Source organism: Caballeronia grimmiae, from assembly GCF_022879615.1.
Taxonomy (GTDB): Bacteria; Pseudomonadota; Gammaproteobacteria; order Burkholderiales; family Burkholderiaceae; genus Caballeronia; species Caballeronia grimmiae.
On the sequence record NZ_CP084271.1, the window covers coordinates 429,930 to 452,105 of the forward strand.

General features: G+C 63.7%; 19 protein-coding genes. 18 read left to right on the forward strand and 1 reads right to left on the reverse strand.

What is annotated here, in order from left to right; genetic code table 11:
• Window positions 1–80 precede the first annotated feature (80 nt).
• Window positions 81–1,244 carry a porin gene (locus LDZ21_RS02120; RefSeq protein WP_244793961.1) on the reverse strand — a complete coding sequence of 388 codons (1,164 nt, stop codon included), beginning with the start codon at window positions 1,242–1,244 and terminating at the stop codon, window positions 81–83.
• Between the two features lie 355 nt (window positions 1,245–1,599).
• Between LDZ21_RS02120 and coq7 the strand changes: the two genes are divergently transcribed.
• The 18 genes from coq7 to lpxC all read left to right on the forward strand — a co-directional run bounded on the left by coq7 (window position 1,600) and on the right by lpxC (window position 22,106).
• Complete coding sequence (gene coq7, locus LDZ21_RS02125) at window positions 1,600–2,253, forward strand: 2-polyprenyl-3-methyl-6-methoxy-1,4-benzoquinone monooxygenase (RefSeq protein WP_244793963.1); 654 nt, start codon at window positions 1,600–1,602, stop codon at window positions 2,251–2,253.
• Between the two features lie 428 nt (window positions 2,254–2,681).
• On the forward strand, window positions 2,682–3,110 hold the full coding sequence (gene mraZ / locus LDZ21_RS02130) for a division/cell wall cluster transcriptional repressor MraZ (protein WP_035966891.1): 429 nt from the start codon (window positions 2,682–2,684) through the stop codon (window positions 3,108–3,110).
• Between the two features lie 16 nt (window positions 3,111–3,126).
• Window positions 3,127–4,080, forward strand: a complete 954-nt coding sequence (gene rsmH / locus LDZ21_RS02135; protein WP_035966889.1) for a 16S rRNA (cytosine(1402)-N(4))-methyltransferase RsmH — start codon at window positions 3,127–3,129, stop codon at window positions 4,078–4,080.
• Window positions 4,077–4,421: a cell division protein FtsL gene (gene ftsL / locus LDZ21_RS02140; protein ID WP_035966882.1), complete on the forward strand. Its 345-nt coding sequence runs from the start codon at window positions 4,077–4,079 to the stop codon at window positions 4,419–4,421. Before rsmH ends, ftsL begins: the two co-directional genes overlap by 4 nt.
• Window positions 4,418–6,271, forward strand: a complete 1,854-nt coding sequence (locus tag LDZ21_RS02145) for a peptidoglycan D,D-transpeptidase FtsI family protein (RefSeq protein ID WP_244793965.1) — start codon at window positions 4,418–4,420, stop codon at window positions 6,269–6,271. Before ftsL ends, LDZ21_RS02145 begins: the two co-directional genes overlap by 4 nt.
• The gene (locus LDZ21_RS02150) at window positions 6,268–7,806 is read left to right on the forward strand and encodes a UDP-N-acetylmuramoyl-L-alanyl-D-glutamate--2,6-diaminopimelate ligase (RefSeq protein ID WP_244793967.1); all 1,539 of its coding nucleotides are present in this window, start codon (window positions 6,268–6,270) and stop codon (window positions 7,804–7,806) included. Before LDZ21_RS02145 ends, LDZ21_RS02150 begins: the two co-directional genes overlap by 4 nt.
• A complete protein-coding gene (locus LDZ21_RS02155) occupies window positions 7,803–9,233 on the forward strand; it encodes a UDP-N-acetylmuramoyl-tripeptide--D-alanyl-D-alanine ligase (protein ID WP_244793968.1) in 1,431 nt (476 codons plus the stop codon). The genes LDZ21_RS02150 and LDZ21_RS02155 overlap by 4 nt, the downstream gene beginning before the upstream one ends.
• 23 nt (window positions 9,234–9,256) lie before the next feature.
• Window positions 9,257–10,426, forward strand: coding sequence for a phospho-N-acetylmuramoyl-pentapeptide-transferase (gene mraY / locus LDZ21_RS02160; RefSeq protein ID WP_035966875.1), 1,170 nt, complete (start codon window positions 9,257–9,259; stop codon window positions 10,424–10,426).
• A gap of 53 nt (window positions 10,427–10,479) precedes the next feature.
• On the forward strand, window positions 10,480–11,991 hold the full coding sequence (murD, locus tag LDZ21_RS02165) for a UDP-N-acetylmuramoyl-L-alanine--D-glutamate ligase (protein ID WP_244793970.1): 1,512 nt from the start codon (window positions 10,480–10,482) through the stop codon (window positions 11,989–11,991).
• Window positions 11,988–13,286, forward strand: a complete 1,299-nt coding sequence (ftsW, locus tag LDZ21_RS02170) for a putative lipid II flippase FtsW (protein WP_035966871.1) — start codon at window positions 11,988–11,990, stop codon at window positions 13,284–13,286. The genes murD and ftsW overlap by 4 nt, the downstream gene beginning before the upstream one ends.
• A complete protein-coding gene (murG, locus tag LDZ21_RS02175) occupies window positions 13,283–14,401 on the forward strand; it encodes an undecaprenyldiphospho-muramoylpentapeptide beta-N-acetylglucosaminyltransferase (protein ID WP_244793972.1) in 1,119 nt (372 codons plus the stop codon). The genes ftsW and murG overlap by 4 nt, the downstream gene beginning before the upstream one ends.
• Before the next feature lie 3 nt (window positions 14,402–14,404).
• Window positions 14,405–15,799 carry a UDP-N-acetylmuramate--L-alanine ligase gene (gene murC, locus LDZ21_RS02180; RefSeq protein ID WP_244793974.1) on the forward strand — a complete coding sequence of 465 codons (1,395 nt, stop codon included), beginning with the start codon at window positions 14,405–14,407 and terminating at the stop codon, window positions 15,797–15,799.
• A 32-nt stretch (window positions 15,800–15,831) separates the two neighbouring features.
• Window positions 15,832–16,773: a D-alanine--D-alanine ligase gene (locus LDZ21_RS02185; protein WP_244794745.1), complete on the forward strand. Its 942-nt coding sequence runs from the start codon at window positions 15,832–15,834 to the stop codon at window positions 16,771–16,773.
• Window positions 16,774–16,807: 34 nt separating this feature from the next.
• A complete protein-coding gene (locus LDZ21_RS02190) occupies window positions 16,808–17,560 on the forward strand; it encodes a cell division protein FtsQ/DivIB (RefSeq protein ID WP_035966865.1) in 753 nt (250 codons plus the stop codon).
• A 26-nt stretch (window positions 17,561–17,586) separates the two neighbouring features.
• Window positions 17,587–18,819: a cell division protein FtsA gene (gene ftsA, locus LDZ21_RS02195; RefSeq protein ID WP_035966862.1), complete on the forward strand. Its 1,233-nt coding sequence runs from the start codon at window positions 17,587–17,589 to the stop codon at window positions 18,817–18,819.
• 142 nt (window positions 18,820–18,961) lie between these two features.
• Window positions 18,962–20,158, forward strand: coding sequence for a cell division protein FtsZ (ftsZ, locus tag LDZ21_RS02200; RefSeq protein WP_035966858.1), 1,197 nt, complete (start codon window positions 18,962–18,964; stop codon window positions 20,156–20,158).
• 254 nt (window positions 20,159–20,412) lie between these two features.
• A complete protein-coding gene (locus tag LDZ21_RS02205) occupies window positions 20,413–20,916 on the forward strand; it encodes a peroxiredoxin (RefSeq protein ID WP_244793976.1) in 504 nt (167 codons plus the stop codon).
• 272 nt (window positions 20,917–21,188) lie between these two features.
• Window positions 21,189–22,106 (forward strand): UDP-3-O-acyl-N-acetylglucosamine deacetylase, encoded by a 918-nt coding sequence (gene lpxC / locus LDZ21_RS02210; RefSeq protein ID WP_244793978.1) that lies wholly within the window; start codon window positions 21,189–21,191, stop codon window positions 22,104–22,106.
• The last annotated feature ends 70 nt before the right edge of the window (window positions 22,107–22,176 follow it).

Sequence of the window (22,176 nt, forward strand, 5' to 3'; positions counted from 1 at the left end):
TCCCGATGCGACGTATGCGTGCGAGAAGAAAAAAGGCGCCCGAAGGCGCCTTTAGTCGATACCGCTTTGTTACGTGCGTCTTAGAACTTGTGGCGGATACCCACGAGTGCAGCAACCTGGTTCGACGTCGACGACGGCGACAGGCCATTGATGTTCGCGACAGCAGCCGTGCGCGTCGAGTCCGTGCCCGAAGCGTGCTGATAGATACCGTCGATGTACACGTCCGTGCGCTTCGACAGGAAGTAGTCCGCGCCCAGCATGCCCTGGTGGTACTTGGCGTTGGCCAGGCCGTAACCCTTCGTGTAGTCGTAAGCCGCGCCGACCAGCAGCGCCGGGGTCAACTGATACTTGAAGTTGATTTCGGCGTTGTGGAACTTGCCCGAACCGCCCGTGTAGCCAAACTGGTTCAGACCCGTGCCCGGCTCCGTGCCGACATCCTTGAACTGCGTGTTGCTATACGTCGCGCCGACCGTCGCTGCGCCGAACGTATAGGCGCCGCCTGCCGAAATCACTTGCTGCGTGTGAGCCGATGCGAAGCCCGAGTACACGCGGCTGCCGGACATGTTGGAACCCGTCGTGCTCGAAGCCGGCGTGTTGCCGAAGAACGAGAAGTTCGGATCCTTGACGTTCAGGTAGCCCGCGCCCAATTGCAGCGGACCGCGCGAGTAGCCGAGGCCGACCGACCAGATCTGGTTGCGGTTGAACTGGCCAGCGACGCCGCCCAGGCTGTACAAACCGCCGAACGTGAAGCCCGCGTAGTTCGCGCTCGTGAACTTGATCGCGTTGTTCACGCGATTCGAGTTGTTCATGTTGTCGAGGTCGCCCGGGTGCGCACCGAAGTACGTCGCCCACTGGCTGCCGACTTCGAACGCGCCGGTGTAGTCGACCACGGAGTCGTACTGACGACCCAGCGTGACCGTGCCGAACTGCGCCGTCGACAGACCGACATATGCCTGACGGCCGAACTCGGCGCCGCCCTGGCCCAGACGGCCGTTAAACACGTTGAAGCCGTTTTCCAACACGAACAGTGCCTTCAGACCGCCACCGAGGTCTTCCGTGCCACGCAGGCCCCAACGGCTACCTTGCACGTTGCCGCTGTTCAGCGCGTACTGCTTCTGGCCGGCGCTGTTGTTGCTGTAGAGGAAGCCCGCGTCGATGATGCCGTAAAGCGTCACGCTGCTCTGCGCATGCGCGGCGCCAGCGAAGACGCCCAATGCTGCCAGAGCGAGAAGCGACTTTTTCATTGAATAGATCTCCAAGGATGTTCCTGCAACTGTTTTGGCAAGGTCACTGTTCTAGCGCCAGTGTGTTGACGGTCCCTGCCGGAATACTTCTTTACGAAGTTGACACGTAATGTAGCAAACACGTCCTGATCGGCGGAAGGAAAACGGGGCCGCGTCAGCCGCTCGTGTGACGTTTTTGCAACATGCGCTAAAATCTTGGTTTTTCAGCATTTTCACGAGTCGTGTTTGCCCTAATTACAAAAAATGGCGCTTGTCGAGGGGCATCTTCGCATCGTCGGCCAGAGAGAATAGGGCTTGCTAATCAAGCGCGATGGCGCTGCTGCGAAAGCACGAATACGAACAAAGAGGTGAGAACATGACGCTCGATGAAATCATTAGCGAATTCGATCGAGGCTTGCGTTCCATGGTCGGCGTGAGCCGCATGTCGCGGCCGATTCCCGAATCGGACGTGGCGGGGCTGGTGGAAGGCGATTCGCTCGTTGCGGAGCCGGCGCTCACGGAGAAGGAGAAGGCGCATTCGGCGGGACTGATGCGCGTGAATCACGTAGGCGAAGTCTGCGCGCAGGCGCTGTATCAGGCGCAAAAGCTCGCAACGAATTCCCCGACGCTCAAAGCGAGTTTCGAGCACGCGGCTCGCGAAGAAGAAGACCACCTCGCCTGGACCGCGCAGCGCCTGAAGGATCTCGACTCACGCCCGAGCCTGTTGAACCCGCTCTGGTACGCAGGCGCGCTCGCTATCGGCTTCGCGGCGGGACGCTTCGGCGACCGCGCAAGCCTCGGATTCATGGCCGAGACCGAGCGACAGGTCGAGCAGCATCTCGACGGCCACATGCGCACGTTGCCGGCTGCGGACTATGCTTCGCGGGCGATCGTCGAGCAGATGCGCAACGACGAGAGCGCGCACGCCGCAGCGGCCATCGGCGCGGGCGGAAGCGAAATGCCGTTTCCAGTGCGGGCGTTGATGCGCGCGGCGTCGAAAGTCATGACGCGCACCGCTTACTACATCTGATTCATGGTTCTATCGATGGCCGTCCGCGTTCGCTCGAACGGCCATCGACTCAAGGCCGCATTCCTCACACGATCCGCCCACGGAAACCGTTACATTTCACGTCTCTCTATCGTCGAATTCAGACTTTACCTTCAGATAGCGCACTAGCTCTCTAATTCCAAACGCTTTTCTTTTCCATCCCCGCTTCAAGTCCTTGCGCTAAGTCCTTGTTCTAGCGAGCAAAACCTTCCTGAAAAAAGCTGTCGCGTCTTGACCGAGGAAATACGTTCCTCTAAAGTGGGAGACAGTGTGAGAAAGTGGTTCTTTGTGTGATTCCGAACCCACTTTCGGGCAGTTTTGCGGCGGGAGTGGCGTCATCGAGGGCGTCGTCAGCTTTGCACGGACCAGCGCCAGAGACGGTCAGCCGGTCATAACGGGGAGAAGGGCGAGTGTTCCAAGGGGCGTCGGCGCTGACGCTCGATGCGAAAGGGCGGATGTCGGTTCCGTCTCGCTATCGGGAAGCGCTGCAAGGGCAGGCAGAAGGCCGGGTGACGCTCACGAAGAGCCCGGATGGATGCCTGTTGCTCTTTCCTCGTCCCGAATGGGAAGTCTTTCGCGCCAAGGTTGCCGCGCTTCCGATGGAAGCGATGTGGTGGCGGCGCATCTTTCTCGGTAACGCAATGGATGTCGAACTCGACACCGCCGGGCGCGTGCTGGTCTCGCCCGAGCTTCGTGCTGCCGCGTCGCTCGAAAAGGAAGTGACGCTGCTCGGCATGGGCGCGCACTTCGAATTATGGGATTCACAGACGTACGCCGCGAAGGAAGCCGCGGCGATGGCGCAGGGCATGCCCGACGCGCTAAAGAACTTCACTTTCTGACGCGGCGCTCAACGACATGGCACCTGCGATGGGAAATGAACTGCAGCATCGCACGGTGCTGCTCAATGAAGCAGTAGACGGACTGATCACGCGCGCGGACGGCATCTATATGGATGGCACCTTCGGGCGCGGCGGTCATAGCCGGGCAATTTTGCAACGGCTGGGCGAAGCGGGGCGGCTCATCGCTTTCGACAAAGACCCGCTCGCAATCGCCACGGCGCAACAGATTCAGGATTCGCGTTTCTCGATCGTGCACGACAGCTTTGCGTCGATGCGTGATGCAGCGAGTGAACGCGGAGTGCAAAAGGTGTCGGGCGTGTTGCTAGATCTCGGTGTGTCGTCGCCCCAGGTGGACGATCCTGAACGCGGCTTCAGCTTCCGGGCGGAAGGCCCGCTCGACATGAGAATGGACCCGACTCGCGGCGAGTCGGCGGCCGAGTGGCTCGCGCGGGCCACGGTGCAGGAATTGACGGAGGTGATCAGAGATTATGGGGAAGAACGGTTTGCTTTTCAGATTGCAAAGGCGCTTGTTGCTCGCCGGGCAGAGTCCGACCGTCTTGGGCCTCTCGTCAGCACGCGCGAGCTTGCCGAAATCGTGGGTCACGTCGTCAAGACCCGTGAAAAGGGCAAGGACCCGGCAACTCGCACCTTTCAGGCTATACGGATTCACATCAATCAAGAGCTTGCGGAGCTGCAAGTAGTTCTTGAATCGGCACTGAGTTTGTTGGAGCAAGGGGGGCGGCTGGTCGTGATCAGCTTTCATTCGCTCGAAGACCGGATCGTCAAGCGGTTCATGCAGGCGCAATCGAGCGCGCCGGCGGTGGACCGTCGTTTGCCGATCCGCGCGGTCGATCTGCCGAGTCCGCCGTTGCGGATCGTCGGCCGCGTGTTTCCGAGTGACGCCGAAGTCGCCGAGAACCCGCGCGCACGTTCCGCGGTCATGCGCATCGCGGAGCGCATCGCGCCATGAACCGTCTCAACATTTTCCTGTTGATGATCGTGCTCGGGTGCGCGCTGTCGGTCGTCAGCGCCACGAACAAGCAGCGGCAGGTGTTCATCGAACTGCAGCGGGCGCAATCGCAGGAACGCCAGCTTCAGCAGGATTTCGCACAGTTTCAGTATCAGCAGAGCGCGTTGTCGAAGACTTCGCGCATCGAGCAGTTGGCCACTAACTCACTGAAGATGCAGCCCGTGACGACCGGCCGCACGCAATATCTCACCTACGACCCGGCGACCACCAAGGCCGCCGATGCGCCCATGCCGCCGCCGCTGCCCGCCTCGGCGCCGCCCGCTCGCGGAGCGAAACGATGAAAAAATCCGCGAAACAAAAGGACGTCGCCTACACGCCGAACCCGATCCTCGCCGTGCGCCTGCCGATGTGGCGCTCGAAGTTCGTCGTGTTTCTGCTGTTCATGGCGTTCCTCGCGCTGGCCGCGCGCGCATTCTGGATTCAGGGCCCCGGCAACGCGTTCTTCAAGAAGCAGGGCGAGAGCCGCTATCAGCGCACGCTCGAGCTCCCGGCTACGCGCGGCCAGATCACCGACCGCAATGGCCTCGTGCTTGCCACGAGTCTGCCCGTCAAGGCGATCTGGGCGATTCCCGAAACAGTGCCGAACGACCTCGGCGCGGACAAGCTGGCGGAACTGGCGAAGCTGCTCGACATGACGCAGAAGGACCTGCGCGCGAAGCTGTCGATGGACAAGACCTTCGTCTACGTCAAGCGCCAGGTGCCGCTGGAAGTCGCGCAGAAGGTGGCGGCGCTCGACATCCCCGGCATTTATTCGCGCGGAGAATACAAGCGCTTCTATCCGGAAGGTGAAATCACCGCGCACCTGATCGGCTTTACTAATATTGAAGACAAGGGTCAGGAAGGCGTCGAACTCGGCGATCAGGGCGTGCTGGCCGGAACGCCGGGCATGCGCCGTGTCATCAAGGATCGCATGGGGCATATCGTCGAGGACGTCGACGAGCAAGTCGTGCCGCATAACGGCAAGGACGTCGAACTGTCGATCGACAGCAAGATTCAGTACATCGCGTACACGAACCTGAAGGCGGCCGTCGAGAAGTCGAAGGCGAAGGCGGGCGCGGCAATCGTCATCGATACGAAGACGGGCGAAGTGCTCGCGCTCGTCAACTATCCCACCTACAACCCGAACGACCGCTCGCGCATGACCGGCGAGCAGCTGCGCAACCGCATCCTCACGGACACTTTCGAGCCGGGCTCGATCATGAAGCCGTTCACCGTTTCGCTCGCGCTCGACCTGCATCGCGTGTCGCCGAACACGCTGGTCGAAACGGGCGGCGGCGTGTTCGTGCTCGACGGCGCGCGCATCACGGACGACGCCGGCTTCGGCACGCTCACCGTCGGCGGCGTGATTCAGAAGTCGAGCAATATCGGCGCGACCAAAATTGCGATGCAATTGCGGCCCGAAGAGATGTGGAACATGTACACCGGCCTCGGGCTCGGTCAGGCGCCGAAAGTCGGTTTTCCGGGCGCGGTGACCGGGCGTTTGCGGCCGTGGAAGAGCTGGCGGCGTATCGAGCAGGCGACTATGTCTTACGGCTACGGTTTGTCGGCGTCGCTGTTCCAGCTCGCTCGCGCTTATACGGCGATCGCGCACGACGGCTCGGTGCTGCCCGTATCGATTTTCCGCACGCCGGCCGATCAGCCGCCGCTCGGTCAGCAGGTTTTTTCGCCGACCACCGCACGCGAAGTGCGCGCGATGCTCGAAACCGTCGTGTCGAAGAACGGGACGTCGCCGGATGCGGCGGTGCCGGGCTACCGCGTCGGCGGCAAGTCGGGTACGGCCTACAAGCATGCGGGCCGCGGCTACGACCATTCGAAGTACCGCGCGTCGTTCGTCGGCATGGCGCCGATGCCGAATCCGCGCATCGTCGTGGCGGTATCGGTCGACGAGCCGACGGCGGGCAGCCACTTCGGCGGACAGGTGTCGGGGCCGGTGTTTTCGGGCATCGTCGGCGACACCTTGCGTGCGCTGAACGTGCCGCCCGACATGCCGGTCAAGCAAATGGTGGTGATGGACGAATCGGGTTCCGCGCCGCAATCAGGGACGCAGCCAGCGAATACCAACAACGCGAACACGGCGAAAAAAGTCGCCGTGTCGAGCAACACGAAGAGTCATCCGGGAGTCGTGCGATGAGCGCGGCCCGTCAAAGCAAGATGCAGAAGGACGTTTCGAACGCCGTTAAATGGCTGCGCGCGCATGCGTGGCCGGAGGCGCAGTTGCACGCGGACACGCGCTCGCTGAAAAGCGGCGACGTGTTTTTCGCCTATGCGGTCGATGGCGCGGACAATCGTCCGTACATCGACGCCGCTCTCGGCGCGGGCGCGGCAGCGGCGCTGTACCAGCCGGAAAACTTTGCGGGCAAGCCGGACGCGTCGAAGACGCTCGCCGTCCCGGCGTTGAACGAGCTCGCCGGCCCGATCGCTTCCGCGTGGTACGGCGAGCCGACCGCGTCGATGCTGACCGTCGGCGTGACCGGCACGAACGGCAAGACATCGTGCAGCCAGTGGATCGCCACGGCGCTGACCGCGCTCGGCCGTCCGTGCGCGATCGTCGGCACGCTCGGTATCGGCATGCCCGGCAAGCTCGTGAATACCGGTTTCACCACGCCCGACGCGCCGCAACTTCAGCGCAGCCTCGCGCAACTGAAGAGCCAGGGCGCGGAAGCCGTCGCGATGGAAGTGTCGTCGCATGCGCTGCATCAGGGACGCGTGAACGGCACGGATTTCGACATCGCCATCTTCACGAATCTGACGCAGGACCATCTCGATTATCACGGCACGTTCGAGGCATACGAAGCGGCGAAGGCGCGTCTGTTCGCGTGGCCGTCGCTGAAAACGGCGATCGTCAATCGTGACGATGCCGCCGGCCAGCGCCTGATCGCCTCGCTGCGCGGCAAGGTCCGCACGATTGCTTACGGCGTCGAAATGCCCGCCGATGCCGCCCCGAGCGCCGACGCGATGCTCCTTGCCACGCACGTCCGCGCGACGGCTACCGGCACCGCGTTTCATCTTTCGTCCGATTGGGGCGAAGCCGAAGTCGAAGTCAGCACGCTCGGCACGTTCAACGTCAGCAACCTGCTCGCCGTGCTTGGAGTGCTGCTCGAAGTGGGCGTCCCGTTCGATGCCGCCATTGCGCGCATTGCGAAGCTCGAATCGGTCAACGGGCGCATGGAGCGTCTCGGCGGCCGGCTGCAAAGCGACGAGCCGCTCGTCGTTATCGATTACGCGCACACGCCCGATGCGCTCGACAAAACGCTCGCCGCGCTTCGCCCGATTGCGAATGCGCGCGGCGGCGAGCTTATTTGCATGTTCGGTTGCGGCGGTGACCGTGACGCGACCAAGCGCCCGCTGATGGGCGAGATCGCGGAACGTCTCGCGGATCAGGTCGTCATCACGAGCGACAACCCGCGCAGCGAAGATCCGCTCGCCATCATCGATCAGATCGCCGCCGGCATGAAGGACGCCGCGAAAGCGCGGCGTATCGAAGATCGCGCGAGCGCCATCCTGCAAGCCGTGCGGTCGGCGGCGCGGGAGGATGTCGTCGTGCTGGCCGGCAAAGGCCACGAAGCCACACAGGAAATCATGGGCAAGAAGCGCGCGTTCTCCGATCAGGACCACGCGCGCCTCGCGCTTGCAGCACGCGCGACGCAGCGCGGGGGTTCCGAATGACCATGTTCAGCTTGCGCGAAGCCGCTGCGCTGATTCCCGGCGCGACGCTCATCGGCGATGAAAGCATTGCGATCGAACGCGTCGTGACGGATAGCCGCGCCATTCAGGCGGGCGATCTTTTCGTCGCGGTGAAGGGCGATCGCTTCGATGCGCATGATTTCCTGGATCAGGTTGCGAAGAGCGGCGCGGCTGCGGCGCTCGTTTCGCGCGAGCTGCGCAATTCGGATGCCTGGCCGCTTCCTGTCATCAAGGTAAAGGACACGCGCGCGGCGCTCGGTGCGTTGGCGCACGGCTGGCGCAAGCGCTACACGATGCCGCTCGTCGCCGTCACGGGCAGCAACGGCAAGACGACGGTCAAGGAAATGATCGCGTCGATCTTCGCGGCGGCCGTCGGCGAACAAGCGCGTCTCGCGACGGCGGGCAACTTCAACAACGACATCGGCTTGCCGCTCACGCTGTTTCGCCTGAGCGCGGCGCACGAGCTGGCGGTGGTCGAGCTGGGCATGAATCATCCGGGCGAAACGGCGGAGCTTGGCAAGATCGCGGCGCCGACCGTCGCGGTCGTCAACAACGCGCAGCGCGAGCATCAGGAATTCATGGCGACGGTCGAAGCGGTCGCGCTCGAACACGCTTCGGTCATTCATGCGCTCGGCGAAACCGGCACGGCCGTGTTTCCCGCCGACGACCATTACGCGAGCATCTGGCGCGTCGCCGCGACCGGCAATCCGATCATGGACTTCGCGCTCACCGGCGACGAATCGAAGGCCGCCGTCACCGGGACGATCAGCGGGACGACGGTGCACGTGCGCTCGCCGCAAGGCGCAATCGACGTGACGCTGGCCGTGCTCGGCGAGCACAACGCGCGCAACGCGCTCGCGGCAACGGCTGCGGCGCTTGCCGCCGGCGTGTCGCTCGACGCGATCAGGCGCGGCCTCGAAGCGTTCCAGCCGGTGAAGGGCCGCTTGCAGGTCAAGCGCGCGCTGATCGGCGCGCTGAAGGGCGCGGCCGTCATCGACGATACGTACAACTCCAATCCCGATTCCATGCGCGCAGCCATCGACGTGCTCGCCGCGCAGCCATCGCCGCGCGTGCTCGTGATGGGCGACATGGGCGAAGTCGGTGAAGAAGGGCCGGCGTTTCATCGCGAAGTCGGCGCTTATGCGGCGCAACGCGGCATCGATGCGCTCTTCGCGCTCGGCGACGCCAGCCGCGATTCAGTGAACGCATTCAACGCAGCGGCATCGAAGCAGACCGGCGCGCATTTCGACGATGTCGGCGCACTGCTCGAGGCACTCGAACAAGCCGGGTTCGGACCCGGTGCAACGTATCTCGCGAAAGGCTCGCGTTTCATGAAGATGGAACGCGTGGTTGACGCCCTCACGAGCCCACAACAACCCGCTTCGGGCGCCGCGCCCGCAGCACACTGACTCACTGAAAGAGAAGGCCCAGCATGCTACTCGCACTCGCGCAATGGCTTCAGAATGACGCCAGCTTCATGCGCGTGTTCACCTACATTACTTTCCGCGCCGTGGGAGCCACGGCGACGGCGTTGTTGATCGGTCTCGTCTGCGGCCCGTGGGTGATCCGCAAACTGACCGCGATGAAAGTCGGCCAGGCCGTGCGCAAAGACGGCCCGCAGACGCACCTCGTCAAGTCCGGCACGCCGACGATGGGCGGCGTGCTCATTCTCATCGGCATTGCGGTGTCTACGTTGCTGTGGGCCGACCTCACGAATCGCTTCGTGTGGATCGTGATGCTCGTCACGTTCGGCTTTGGCGTGATCGGCTGGGTGGACGACTATCGCAAGGTCGTGCACAAGGACCCGCGCGGCATGTCGTCGCGCGAGAAGTATTTCTGGCAATCGGTGATCGGCATTTTCGCCGCGGTGTATCTCGCGTTCAGCGTGTCGGAAGCGAACAACGCGCGCGTGTTCGATCTCTTCATGGCGTGGGTGCGCAGCGGCCTCTCGATGGGCCTGCCCGCACGCGCCGATCTGATGCTGCCCTTCCTCAAGTCGATCACGTATCCGCTCGGCGTGTGGGGCTTTATCGCGATGACGTACTTCGTGATCGTCGGGTCGAGCAACGCAGTCAATCTCACCGATGGCCTCGACGGTCTCGTCATCATGCCGGTCGTGCTCGTGGGCGCGTCGCTCGGCGCGTTTGCCTACGTGATGGGCAGCTCGGTCTATTCGAAGTACCTGCTGTTCCCCCACATTCCCGGCGCGGGCGAACTGCTGATCTTCTGTTCGGCGATGGGTGGCGCGGGCCTCGCGTTCCTCTGGTACAACACGCACCCCGCGCAGGTCTTCATGGGCGATGTCGGCGCGCTCGCGCTCGGCGGCGCGCTCGGGACCATCGCGGTGATCGTGCGTCAGGAAATCGTGCTGTTCATCATGGGCGGTATCTTCGTCGCGGAAACGCTTTCTGTGATGCTGCAAGTCTTCTGGTTCAAGTTCACGAAGCGCCGTTATGGCGAGGGCCGCCGCTTCTTCAAGATGGCGCCGCTGCATCACCACTACGAACTGTCCGGCTGGACGGAAACGCAAGTGGTCGTGCGCTTCTGGATCATCACGTTGATGTTGTGTCTGTTTGGCTTGTCGACGTTGAAGCTGCGTTGATTCCCGGGCACCCGAAGGTTCATCTGTCTCTGGTTTAGATCAAAGGTAAAGCGATGTTTGGCGAGAAGTTTTCCGGTCGGCAAAGTCCGATGGTGCTCGTGCTGGGGCTCGGTGAATCCGGCCTCGCGATGGCGCGTTGGTGCGCCAGGCACGGCTGCCGCCTGCGGATCGCCGACACGCGCGAGAATCCGCCGAACCTGTCCGAGCTCGTCATCCACAACATCGATGCGGACTTCGTCGGCGGCGCGTTCACGACCGAACTGCTCGACGGCGGTATCGAACTCGTCGCCGTGAGCCCGGGTCTGTCGCCGCTCGCGCCGGATCTCGCGCCGCTCGTCGCCGCGGCGAAAGAACGCGGCATCCCCGTATGGGGCGAACTGGAACTCTTCGCGCAGGCGCTCGCCGGACTCGCCGTGAACGGCTATCAGCCGAAGGTGCTCGCGATCACCGGCACGAACGGCAAGACCACGACGACCGCGCTCACCGGTCTTCTGTGCGAGCGCGCGGGCAAGCGCGTGGCAGTGGCGGGCAACATCAGCCCGGCGATGCTCGACAAGCTCGCGGAAGCCATCGATCAAACCGCATTGCCCGATGTGTGGGTGCTCGAGTTGTCGAGCTTCCAGCTCGAAACCGCGCATACCTTCGAGCCGGATGCCGCCGCGGTGCTCAACATCACGCAGGATCATCTCGACTGGCACGGCGGTCTCGATGCCTACGCCGCCGCGAAAGGCCGCATCTTCGGCCCGCGCACCACGCGCGTGCTGAATCGCGACGACGCCCGCACGATGGCGCTCGCGGCCAACGTTGCGCCGGGCCGCGTCGTGACCTTCGGCCTCGATGAACCGTCGACTCTCGGCGACTACGGCTTGCTGCGCGACAACGGCATCGCGTGGCTCGCGCAAGGCATCGATCGCGACGCCGCCAGCGAACCGGCGACATCGCGCCGTCGCAAGCAGGAAGCGGCCGCGCCAAACGTGGTCGCGAAGCGCCTCATGCCGGCCGATGCGCTGCGCATTCGCGGCCTGCATAACGCCGCCAACGCGCTCGCCGCGCTGGCGCTCGCGCGCGCCATCGACCTGCCGCTCGCCGCGTTGCTGCACGGCCTGCGTGAGTACCGGGGCGAGCCGCATCGCGTGGAAGTGATCGCTCAGATCGACGGCGTCGATTACGTCGACGACAGCAAGGGCACCAACGTCGGCGCAACGGTCGCCGCGCTCGATGGCCTCGCGCAGCGCGTCGTGCTGATCGCCGGCGGCGATGGCAAGGGCCAGGACTTCTCGCCGCTCGAAGCGCCGGTCGCGCGCTGGGCTCGCGCGGTGATGCTGATCGGCCGTGACGCGCCGCGCATCCGCGAGACGCTCGCATCGACGGGCGTCGCGCTCGAACATCACGCGACGCTCGAAGCCGCGACGCACGCCGCCGCGCGCATCGCGGAAGCCGGCGACGCGGTGTTGCTCTCGCCAGCCTGCGCGAGCCTCGACATGTTCAGGAACTATGCACACCGCGCCGACGTGTTTCGTGGCGCGGTCGAAGAAATCGCCGCAGCGCGGGGAGTGATGCTATGAGCTGGTCGGAACGCTTCGGATCGAAACTGACCGGCCAGCGCAACGCGGTGGCAAACGACTCGCTCGCCGGAGTTTCAGGCGCGAGCGCGCGTGTCCGCCGCACGGAGAGCGCAGACGGCATTTCGAGCGCGGTCAACGGCGTGCGTCCCGCGCGCTCGCGCATGCTCGACTACGATTATTCGCTGCTGTGGGTGATGATCGCGCTGCTCGGTCTCGGCATCGTGATGGTGTATTCGGCGTCGATCGCCATGCCCGATTCGCCAAAGTACGCGCAATACCGCGACTATCACTTCCTCGTGCGTCACCTCGTGTCGGTCACGACGGCGCTCGTCGGCGCGGTCATCGCCTTCAAGATTCCGGTGAAGACGTGGGAAAAGTACGCGCCGAAGCTGTTTCTGCTCGCGCTCGTGCTATTGATCATCGTGCTGATTCCGCACATCGGCAAGGGCGTGAACGGCGCGCGCCGCTGGATTCCGCTTGGAATTTCGAACATGCAGCCGTCGGAGATCATGAAGCTCGCGGTCACGATTTACGCCGCGAACTACACGGTCCGCAAGCAGGAGTTCATGCATAGCTTCGGCAAGGGCTTTCTGCCGATGGCCGTCGCGGTCGGCGCGGTCGGCGCGCTGCTTCTGCTCGAACCGGACATGGGCGCGTTCATGGTGATCGCCGCGATCGCAATGGGCGTGCTGTTCCTCGGCGGCGTGAACGGCAAGCTGTTCGGCGGCCTCGTGCTGACGGCGGTGGGCACGTTCGCGATGCTCGTGTGGCTGTCGCCGTGGCGTCGCGAGCGGATCTTCGCTTATCTCGATCCGTGGGACGACCGTTACGCGCAAGGCAAGGCGTATCAACTGACGCACTCGCTCATCGCGTTCGGGCGTGGCGAATGGTTCGGCGTCGGACTGGGCGGCAGTGTCGAGAAGCTCAACTATCTGCCCGAAGCGCATACCGACTTCATCCTCGCGGTGATCGGCGAAGAACTGGGGTTCGTCGGCGTCATCTGCGTCATTCTGCTGTTCTACTGGATCGTGCGCCGCGCGTTCGAAATCGGCCGTCAGGCGCTCGCGCTCGACCGCACGTTCGCGGGCCTGATGGCGAAGGGCGTCGGCATCTGGTTCGGCGCGCAGACCTTCATCAACATGGGCGTGAACCTCGGCCTCTTGCCGACCAAAGGTCTCACGCTGCCGCTCGTTTCCTACGGCGGCTCGGGCATCTTGCTGAACTGCGTCGCGCTGGCGGTACTGCTGCGCGTCGACTATGAGAATCGCGTACTGATGCGCGGAGGAAAGGTATGACCGCGCAGAACAACCGCACGCTGATGGTCATGGCCGGCGGCACCGGCGGCCACGTGTTTCCGGGGCTGGCCGTTGCGCACTGGATGCAGGCGCGCGGATGGCGCGTCGTGTGGCTCGGCAACGCGAGCGGCATGGAAGCGACGCTCGTCCCGAAGCACGGCATTCCGATGGAAGCGGTGCGCTTCGGCGGCGTGCGCGGCAAGGGCATCAAGACCAAGCTGATGCTGCCCGTGAATCTGCTGCGCGCGTGTTCGCAAAGTCTGCGCGTGCTGCGCCAGGTCAGGCCGGACGTCGTGCTCGGCATGGGCGGCTACATCACGTTCCCGGCGGGCGTCATGACGAAGCTCGCGGGCTGTCCGCTCGTGCTGCACGAACAGAATTCGATCGCGGGCCTAGCAAACAAGGTGCTCGCGCATCTTGCGAAGCGCGTGCTCGTCGCGTTCCCCGATGCGTTGCCGAATGCCGAATGGACCGGCAATCCGATTCGTGCGGAACTTAACGAGACATTGCCGCCCAAAGAACGCTACACCGCTCGCTCGGGAAAGCTGAACGTGCTCGTGGTCGGCGGAAGTCTTGGCGCTGCCGCGCTGAACGAAACGGTGCCGAAAGCGCTTGCATTGCTTCCCGCCGATGTTCGTCCGCGCATCGTGCATCAGGCGGGCGCAAAGCACATCGAAGCATTGGAAGCGAACTACGCGGCGGCGGGTTTGGCGCGCGGTGAGGACTTGCAACTTGTGCCGTTCATCGAGGACATGGCAAGTGCTTACGCATCCGCCGATCTCGTGATCTGCCGCTCGGGCGCGATGACGGTTTCGGAAATCGCGGCGGTCGGCGTGGCCGCGCTCTTCGTGCCGTTCCCGTTCGCCGTCGACGATCACCAGACGACCAACGGCGCGTTCCTCGCAAGGAACGGCGCTGCTGAATTGATACAACAACGCGATTTGTCGGCGGAAAAGCTCGCCGGCTGGTTGCGTGCGCAGTCGCGGGAGACGCTCGCCGAAATGGCCGTGCGCTCGCGCGCGCTGGCGAAGCCGGACGCGACCGAACGGGTCGCGAGCATCTGCGCCGACGTGGCCGGCGCGCGTCTGAACGCGCAAGCTCGGGAGGCACATTAAGACATGAAACATATCGTCAAGCACATTCACTTCGTCGGCATCGGCGGAGCGGGGATGAGCGGCATCGCTGAAGTGCTGCTCAATCTCGGTTATCAGGTCAGCGGTTCGGACCTCTCGCAAAACGCGGTTACGGAGCGGCTGCGTGCGCTCGGCGCGCGTGTCGAGATCGGTCATCGCGAAGAGAACATCGAAGGCGCGAATGCGGTCGTCGTATCGACGGCCGTGCGGCCCGACAATCCCGAAGTGCTCGCCGCGCGCCATCGCCGCGTGCCGATCGTGCCGCGCGCTGTGATGCTCGCGGAACTGATGCGCCTGAAGCAGGGCATCGCGATTGCGGGCACGCATGGCAAGACCACGACCACGTCGCTCGTTGCGAGCGTGCTCGCCGCAGGCGGGCTCGATCCGACCTTCGTGATCGGCGGGCGGCTGATCAGCGCCGGCGCGAACGCGCGGCTCGGCACGGGCGATTTCATCGTCGCGGAAGCGGACGAATCGGATGCGTCGTTCCTGAATCTTTTCCCGGTGATCGAAGTCATCACGAACATCGACGCCGATCACATGGACACCTACGGCCACGACTTCGCGCGGCTCAAGCAGGCGTTCATCGAGTTCACGCACCGGCTGCCGTTCTATGGCATCGCGGTGCTGTGCGTCGACGACCCGAACGTGCGCGAAATCCTGCCGTTCGTGTCGAAGCCGATCATCCGCTATGGCATCGGCGCGGAAGCGCAAGTGCGCGCGGTGAACATCGAGGCGCGCGGCGGCCGCATGCATTTCACGACGATGCGCGAAGACGCGCCGCCGCTCGATATCGTGCTGAACCTGCCCGGCCTGCACAACGTGCAGAACGCGCTCGCGGCCATCGCGATTGCGACTGAACTCGAAGTTGCGGATGCCGATATCCAGAGGGCGCTCGCCGACTTCAACGGTGTCGGCCGGCGCTTCCAGCGCTACGGCGAAGTGAAGACGACTGACAACGAAGGCGCGTACACGTTGATCGACGACTACGGTCATCACCCGGTGGAAATGGCCGCGACGGTCGCGGCGGCGCGCGGCGCATTTCCCGACCGGCGTCTCGTGCTTGCATTCCAGCCGCATCGCTACACGCGCACCCGCGACTGCTTCGAGGACTTCGTCAAGGTGCTCTCGACGGTCGACGCTCTCGTCCTCACCGATGTCTACGCAGCCGGCGAAGCGCCGATCGTCGCCGCCGATGGCCGCGCGCTCGCGCGTGCGATCCGCGTCGCCGGGAAGGTCGAGCCGGTGTTCGTCGAAACGGTGGATGAGGTGCCCGACGCGCTGACGACCATCGCGCGCAATGGCGACGTAGTGATCACGATGGGCGCGGGTTCCATCGGCGGTGTATGCGGACGGCTCGCGCAGAGCCAGCCGCAGTGATGACAGCAATGAGCGACGCAATGAGCAACACAGTGAACAACATCGATCCGAAAGTCTTCGGCAAAGTGGCCGTGCTTCTCGGCGGAAATTCCGCGGAGCGCGAAGTCTCGCTCAATTCGGGCCGGCTCGTGCTCGAAGGACTGCGCGACGCCGACGTCGACGCGCATCCGTTCGATCCCGCCGAGCGTCCGCTCTCCGATCTGAAAGCCGAAGGCTTCGAGCGCGCGTTCATCGCGCTGCATGGCGGTTATGGAGAGAACGGCCAGTTGCAGGGCGCGCTGGACTTCTACGGCATCCGGTACACCGGCAGCGGCGTGCTCGGGTCCGCGCTCGGCATGGACAAGCTGCGCACGAAGCTCGTTTGGCAGCAGACCGGCATCCCGACGCCGCCGTTCGAGACCGTCGTGCGCGGCGACGACTATGCATCGCGCGCGCAGGACATCGTCGCCAGGCTCGGCCTGCCGCTCTTCGTGAAGCCCGCGAGCGAAGGATCGAGCGTCGCGGTCATCAAGGTGAAGAACGCGGAGTCGCTTGTGCCGGCGCTGGAGCAGGCCGCGCAGTTCGACAAGATCGTGATCGTCGAGAAGAGCATCGAAGGCGGTGGCGAGTACACGTGCTGCATCGCGGGCGATCTCGACTTGCCGGTCATCCGGATCATTCCGGCGGGCGAGTTCTACGACTACCACGCGAAGTACGTCGCCGACGACACGCAATACCTGATTCCCTGCGGCCTGACGGACGCGGAGGAAACGCGCATGAAGCAGTTGACGCAGCGCGCGTTCGACATGCTCGGTTGCACCGACTGGGGCCGCGCCGATTTCATGCTGGACGCGGACGGCAACCCGTACTTCCTCGAAGTGAACACCGCGCCCGGCATGACCGATCACTCGCTGCCGCCAAAGGCCGCGCGGGCGGTCGGCATCAGCTACAAGGACCTGGTCGTGAAGGTGTTGTCGCTCACGCTTACGAGCTAACGCAGGATCAACGGAACAAGACGAAGCACGAGCCATGTGGAACAACGTTCGCCAGATGAACCTCGCCGCCAGCGCGCTGCACGCCATGCTCGTGCTGATGCTGCTATGCGCCGCGGGCGTATGGGCGATCCAGCGTCCCGAGTTCCGCCTGCGCGAAATTCAGATCGACGGCGACACGCAGCACATCAATACGCCGACGGTGCGTGCGAGCGTGGTCGGGCATTTGAAGGGCAACTTCTTTACCGTCGATCTCGATACCGCGCGGACCGCGTTCGAACAGATGCCGTGGGTGCGTCATGCGAGCGTGCGCCGCGTATGGCCGAACGCCCTCGCGGTGACGCTCGAGGAGTACAAGCCGCTCGGCACGTGGGGCAACGATCAACTGGTGAGCGTCGACGGCGAGCTTTTCACCGCGAACCAGGGCGAGCTCGACGACGACCTGCCCGCGTTCGACGGTCCGGAAGGCACGGCGAAGGAAGTCGTCGCGCGTTATCACGATTTTCAGAAGTGGTTTGCGCCGCTCGATGCGCAGCCCGAGGAAGTGACGCTGTCGCCGCGCTTCGCGTGGACAGTCAAGCTCTCGAACGGCACGCAGATCGAGCTCGGTCGCGAGCGCAATCAGGACACGTTGTATGACCGCACCAGGCGGTTCGTCGCATCGTGGCCCTCCGTGACGGGGCGGTGGGGCAAGGAGATCGAATATGCGGATTTGCGTTACCCCAATGGCTTCGCGATACGCGCCGCCAGCATGCGCTTCATCAACGACACCGACAAGGCCAAGAAGTAAGCAGACATCACAGGCATGAGCACGCTATGAGCAAAGACTACAAAGACCTGCTGGTTTCCCTCGACATCGGAACGTCGAAGGTGGTCGCGATCGTCGCCGAATTGAAGGGCGAGGGCCACTACGAGGTGATCGGACTCGGTCAGAGCGACTCGAAGGGGTTGAAGAAGGGCGTCGTGGTCAATATCGAGGCCACGGTGCAATCCATTCAGCGCGCGCTCGAGGAAGCCGAGCTGATGGCGGATTGCAAGATCACCAACGTCTTCACCGGCATCGCGGGCAGTCACATCCGCAGCTTCAATTCGAGCGGAATGGTCGCGATCAAGGACAAGGAAGTGACGCAGACCGATGTCGCGCGCGTGATCGAGACGGCGAAGGCCATCAACATCCCGACCGATCAGCAGGTGCTGCATATCCTGACGCAGGAATTCATCATCGACGGGCAGGAGGACGTGCGCGAGCCGATCGGCATGAGCGGCATCCGCCTCGAAGTGAAGGTGCATATCGTCACGGGCGCGGTGAGCGCGGCGCAGAACATCGTCAAGTGCGTGCGCCGCTGCGGGCTCGAGGTGAACGACCTCATTCTGCAACCGCTTGCGTCGTCGCTCGCGGTGCTGACCGAGGACGAGAAGGAGCTGGGCGTCGTGCTCGTCGATATCGGCGGCGGCACGACCGATATCGCGATCTTCAGCGAAGGCGCGATCCGTCATACGGCGGTGATTCCGATCGCCGGCGACCAGATCACGAGCGACGTCGCCATGGCGCTTCGCACGCCGACGCCCGACGCGGAAGACATCAAGGTGAGCTACGGCATCGCGAAGCAGGCGCTCGCCGATCCGGACGAAATGATCGAAGTGCCGGGCCTCGGCGAACGCGGTCCGCGCACGTTGTCGCGCCAGGCGCTGGCGGCGGTGGTCGAGCCGCGCGTCGAAGAACTGTTCTCGCTCGTGCAGCAGGTCGTGCGCGAATCCGGCTACGAAGAGCTGCTGTCGAGCGGCGTCGTGCTGACCGGCGGCGCGGCGATGATGCCCGGCATGGTCGAGCTCGGCGAAGACATCTTCCTGAAGCCCGTGCGCATTGGCGTGCCGGAGTATGCAGGCGGTCTCGCGGATGTCGTGCGCAACCCGCGCTACTCGACCGCGATGGGCCTGCTCGCCGAAGGACGCTCGCAGCGCATGCGCGGCCGCAAGGTCGCGGTGCAGAACGGATCGATGGGGCAAGTGCTCACGCGAATGAAGGACTGGTTCCTCGGAAACTTCTAAAGCCCGAGCGCAGCACAGCAGTACGAACAAATTTATGTAAGCAGTGAATATAATTCGCGCCGGTACCGGCGGCTAGCGCGCGGCGAGAGGTTGCCCGATCTCTCACCGGATAACGCCGATCTTCATTCTTGACGGAGGCAACATGGATTTCGAAATGCTGGAAACGGAAACCAACGGAACGATCATCAAGGTGGTCGGAGTTGGCGGTGCGGGCGGCAACGCCGTTCAGCACATGATCAATCGGGGTGTGCAAGGCGTCGATTTCATCGTAATGAACACCGACGCGCAGGCGTTGGCTCGCTCGCGCGCGCCGGCGGTCCTGCAACTGGGCATGACCGGCCTGGGCGCAGGCGCCAAGCCGGAGAAGGGTAAGGAAGCGGCGGAAGATGCACGCGAGCGCATCGCCGACGCGCTGCGTGGCGCCCATATGGTGTTCATCACCGCGGGCATGGGTGGCGGCACGGGTACGGGCGCGGCGCCGGTCGTCGCGCAGATTGCGAAGGAAATGGGCATTCTGACGGTCGGCGTCGTCAGCAAGCCGTTCGAGTTCGAAGGCGGCCGCCGCATGCGCGTCGCTGAAGCCGGCTCGCAGCAACTGGAAGATCACGTCGATTCGCTGATCGTCGTGCTGAACGACAAGCTCTTCGAAGTGATGGGCGACGATGCCGAGATGGACAAGTGCTTCCAGTGCGCGGACGACGTGCTGAACAACGCCGTCGCGGGCATCGCTGAGATAATCAATGTCGATGGTCTCGTCAACGTCGACTTCGAAGACGTGAAGACGGTGATGGGCGAGCAGGGCAAGGCCATGATGGGCACGGCGACGGTCGCCGGCGTCGATCGTGCGCGTCTCGCGGCTGAACAGGCCGTGGCGAGCCCGCTGCTCGAAGGCGTGGACCTGTCGGGTGCGCGCGGCGTGCTGGTGAACATCACGTCGAGCCGTTCGCTGCGTCTGTCTGAAACGCGCGAAGTGATGAACACGATCAAGTCCTACGCAGCCGACGACGCCACGGTGATTTTCGGCGCCGTGTACGACGACGCAATGGGCGATGCCCTGCGCGTGACGGTGGTTGCGACGGGCCTCGGCCGTGCGGCGAAGAAGCAGCAGCAAGCGCCGATGACGCTTCTGCGCACCGGCACCGACAATCAGCCGGTCGCGCATGCAGCGCATGGCAACTACGCGCCGCAGCACGGTCAGACGACGGACTACGGTCAACTCGATACGCCGGCAGTGTGGCGCTCGACGCGTGAAACCGCGGCATCGCATGTGCAGGCATTGCAGGAGAAGGGTGTCGATACGTACGACATCCCCGCGTTCCTGCGCAAGCAAGCGGACTGACAGGCCCCGCGCCTTTCGGTTGCTGGCACGAGCAGTCCAGCCACCGCAGGCACGTCGAGCGTGAACCGGCGATGCAGGTTTCGCGTGGGGCGACTGTCCAAGGCCGCGTCGAAGTAACGACGCCAGGCCGTGGCCAGCCGCCCGCGAATTTGCCGAAGGCAAATGAAACCTGAACCGTCGAAGCACGCATCGGTGGCACTGCGGGACGAATGAGCGCCAGGGATGTCCGGGCACTGACGAGGGAAGGACCGAGCATGATCGAAGTGGGTGAAACGTTGCCTGATGCGCGTCTCTTCGAGTTCATCGAAGTGGCGAGCGAGGGCTGTGCCGTGGGACCGAACGGGTTCCCGGCGCGCGAGCGGGCCGCAGGCAAGCGCGTGGTGATCTTCGGATTGCCGGGCGCGTTCACGCCAACGTGCTCCGCCAGGCACGTGCCGGGCTACGTCGACGCAGCGGATGAGTTGTTCGCCGCGGGCATCGACGAAATCTGGTGCGTTTCCGTCAACGACGCGTTCGTGATGAACGCGTGGGGACGCGATCTTCAAACCGCGGGCAAGGTGAAGATGATTGCGGACGGCAGTGCGCGTTTCACTCAGGCACTCGGACTGGATCAGGATTTGACCGAGCGCGGCATGGGAATTCGTTCCCAGCGCTACGCGATGGTGGTCGACAACGGCGTGGTCAAGACGCTCGCTGTCGAAGCGCCCGGCAAGTTCGAAGTCAGCGACGCTCGAAGCATCCTGGCGACGTTGAACTGATGGCAGTGGCGTCGCGTTGCGTGTCGTTGTAGTTACGCAACGCTGAAAGACGTCCTCGCAATCGGCGACAACTTAGGGCCGATGACCGGAAATGCCTCCATTCCGGCCATCGGCCCGTTTCACTTGACTCGCCCGACATCGCGGCGTAACACAGGGAAACAGTTGATACGCCTTGGTTTGGGACGAAATGTTCCGAATCGAGTATACTTCGATCTATTAGAATTCTGCGTGCGATTAATTCTCTTTATCGGGAATGCTATCGGACTAAAATCATGTTGAAGCAGCGAACAATCAAGACCGTCGTCAAAACCGTGGGAATCGGCCTTCACTCCGGCCGCAAGGTCGATCTGACGCTGCGACCGGCGCCGGCGGGGACGGGCATCGTCTTCTCGCGGGTCGACCTGCCGCAGCCGGTAGACATTCCGGTCTCGGCCATGGCGATCGGCGACACCCGGCTCGCATCGGTGTTGCAGAAGGACGGCGCGCGCGTGTCGACCATCGAGCACCTGATGTCGGCGTGCGCGGGTCTGGGCATCGACAACTTGTACGTCGATGTAACCGCCGAAGAGATTCCGATCATGGACGGCAGCGCTGCTTCCTTCGTGTTTCTGATTCAGTCGGCGGGTATCGAAGAGCAGAACGCGCCGAAGAAATTCATCAAGGTCAGGAAGCCGGTGGAAGTGCGCGACGGCGACAAGTTCGCGCGCCTCGAGCCCTTCTTCGGTTTCAAGCTGAGCTTCACCATCGACTTCCGTCATCCCGCCGTCGACAAGACGGGGCAGGCACTGGAAGTGGACTTCGCGACGACGTCGTACGTTCGCGAAATCGCGCGCGCACGCACGTTCGGTTTTGCGCACGAAGTCGAAATGATGCGCGAACTGGGCCTCGCACGCGGCGGCAGCATGGACAACGCGATCGTGCTGGACGAGTACCGCATCCTGAATAACGACGGCCTGCGCTATGACGACGAGTTCGTTAAGCACAAGGTGCTCGACGCCATCGGCGACCTGTATGTAGCCGGACATCCGTTGCTGGCGGCGTACAAGGCGTACAAGGGCGGCCACGCGATGAACAACATGCTGCTGCGCGAACTGCTGGCGAACGAAGACGCCTATGAAATCGTCACGTTCGACGACACGCAGAAAGCGCCACGCGGTTTCGCGTTCGATACGCAGACCGCATTCGCCTGACCATCGGCGGGCGGCAAGCGGAAAGCGGAAAGCGGCAAGCGGAACAAGGTGAGCGGCAGCGAAAGCGCCG

Bases quoted from the DNA above. Each gene is read 5' to 3' on its own strand.
- LDZ21_RS02120 (WP_244793961.1), bottom strand. From the start codon at position 1,244: ATGAAAAAGTCGCTTCTCGCTCTGGCAGCATTGGGCGTCTTCGCTGGC.
- coq7 (WP_244793963.1), top strand. From the start codon at position 1,600: ATGACGCTCGATGAAATCATTAGCGAATTCGATCGAGGCTTGCGTTCC.
- rsmH (WP_035966889.1), top strand. From the start codon at position 3,127: ATGGCACCTGCGATGGGAAATGAACTGCAGCATCGCACGGTGCTGCTC.
- ftsL (WP_035966882.1), top strand. From the start codon at position 4,077: ATGAACCGTCTCAACATTTTCCTGTTGATGATCGTGCTCGGGTGCGCG.
- LDZ21_RS02145 (WP_244793965.1), top strand. From the start codon at position 4,418: ATGAAAAAATCCGCGAAACAAAAGGACGTCGCCTACACGCCGAACCCG.
- LDZ21_RS02150 (WP_244793967.1), top strand. From the start codon at position 6,268: ATGAGCGCGGCCCGTCAAAGCAAGATGCAGAAGGACGTTTCGAACGCC.
- LDZ21_RS02155 (WP_244793968.1), top strand. From the start codon at position 7,803: ATGACCATGTTCAGCTTGCGCGAAGCCGCTGCGCTGATTCCCGGCGCG.
- mraY (WP_035966875.1), top strand. From the start codon at position 9,257: ATGCTACTCGCACTCGCGCAATGGCTTCAGAATGACGCCAGCTTCATG.
- murD (WP_244793970.1), top strand. From the start codon at position 10,480: ATGTTTGGCGAGAAGTTTTCCGGTCGGCAAAGTCCGATGGTGCTCGTG.
- ftsW (WP_035966871.1), top strand. From the start codon at position 11,988: ATGAGCTGGTCGGAACGCTTCGGATCGAAACTGACCGGCCAGCGCAAC.
- murG (WP_244793972.1), top strand. From the start codon at position 13,283: ATGACCGCGCAGAACAACCGCACGCTGATGGTCATGGCCGGCGGCACC.
- murC (WP_244793974.1), top strand. From the start codon at position 14,405: ATGAAACATATCGTCAAGCACATTCACTTCGTCGGCATCGGCGGAGCG.
- LDZ21_RS02190 (WP_035966865.1), top strand. From the start codon at position 16,808: ATGTGGAACAACGTTCGCCAGATGAACCTCGCCGCCAGCGCGCTGCAC.
- ftsA (WP_035966862.1), top strand. From the start codon at position 17,587: ATGAGCAAAGACTACAAAGACCTGCTGGTTTCCCTCGACATCGGAACG.
- ftsZ (WP_035966858.1), top strand. From the start codon at position 18,962: ATGGATTTCGAAATGCTGGAAACGGAAACCAACGGAACGATCATCAAG.
- LDZ21_RS02205 (WP_244793976.1), top strand. From the start codon at position 20,413: ATGATCGAAGTGGGTGAAACGTTGCCTGATGCGCGTCTCTTCGAGTTC.
- lpxC (WP_244793978.1), top strand. From the start codon at position 21,189: ATGTTGAAGCAGCGAACAATCAAGACCGTCGTCAAAACCGTGGGAATC.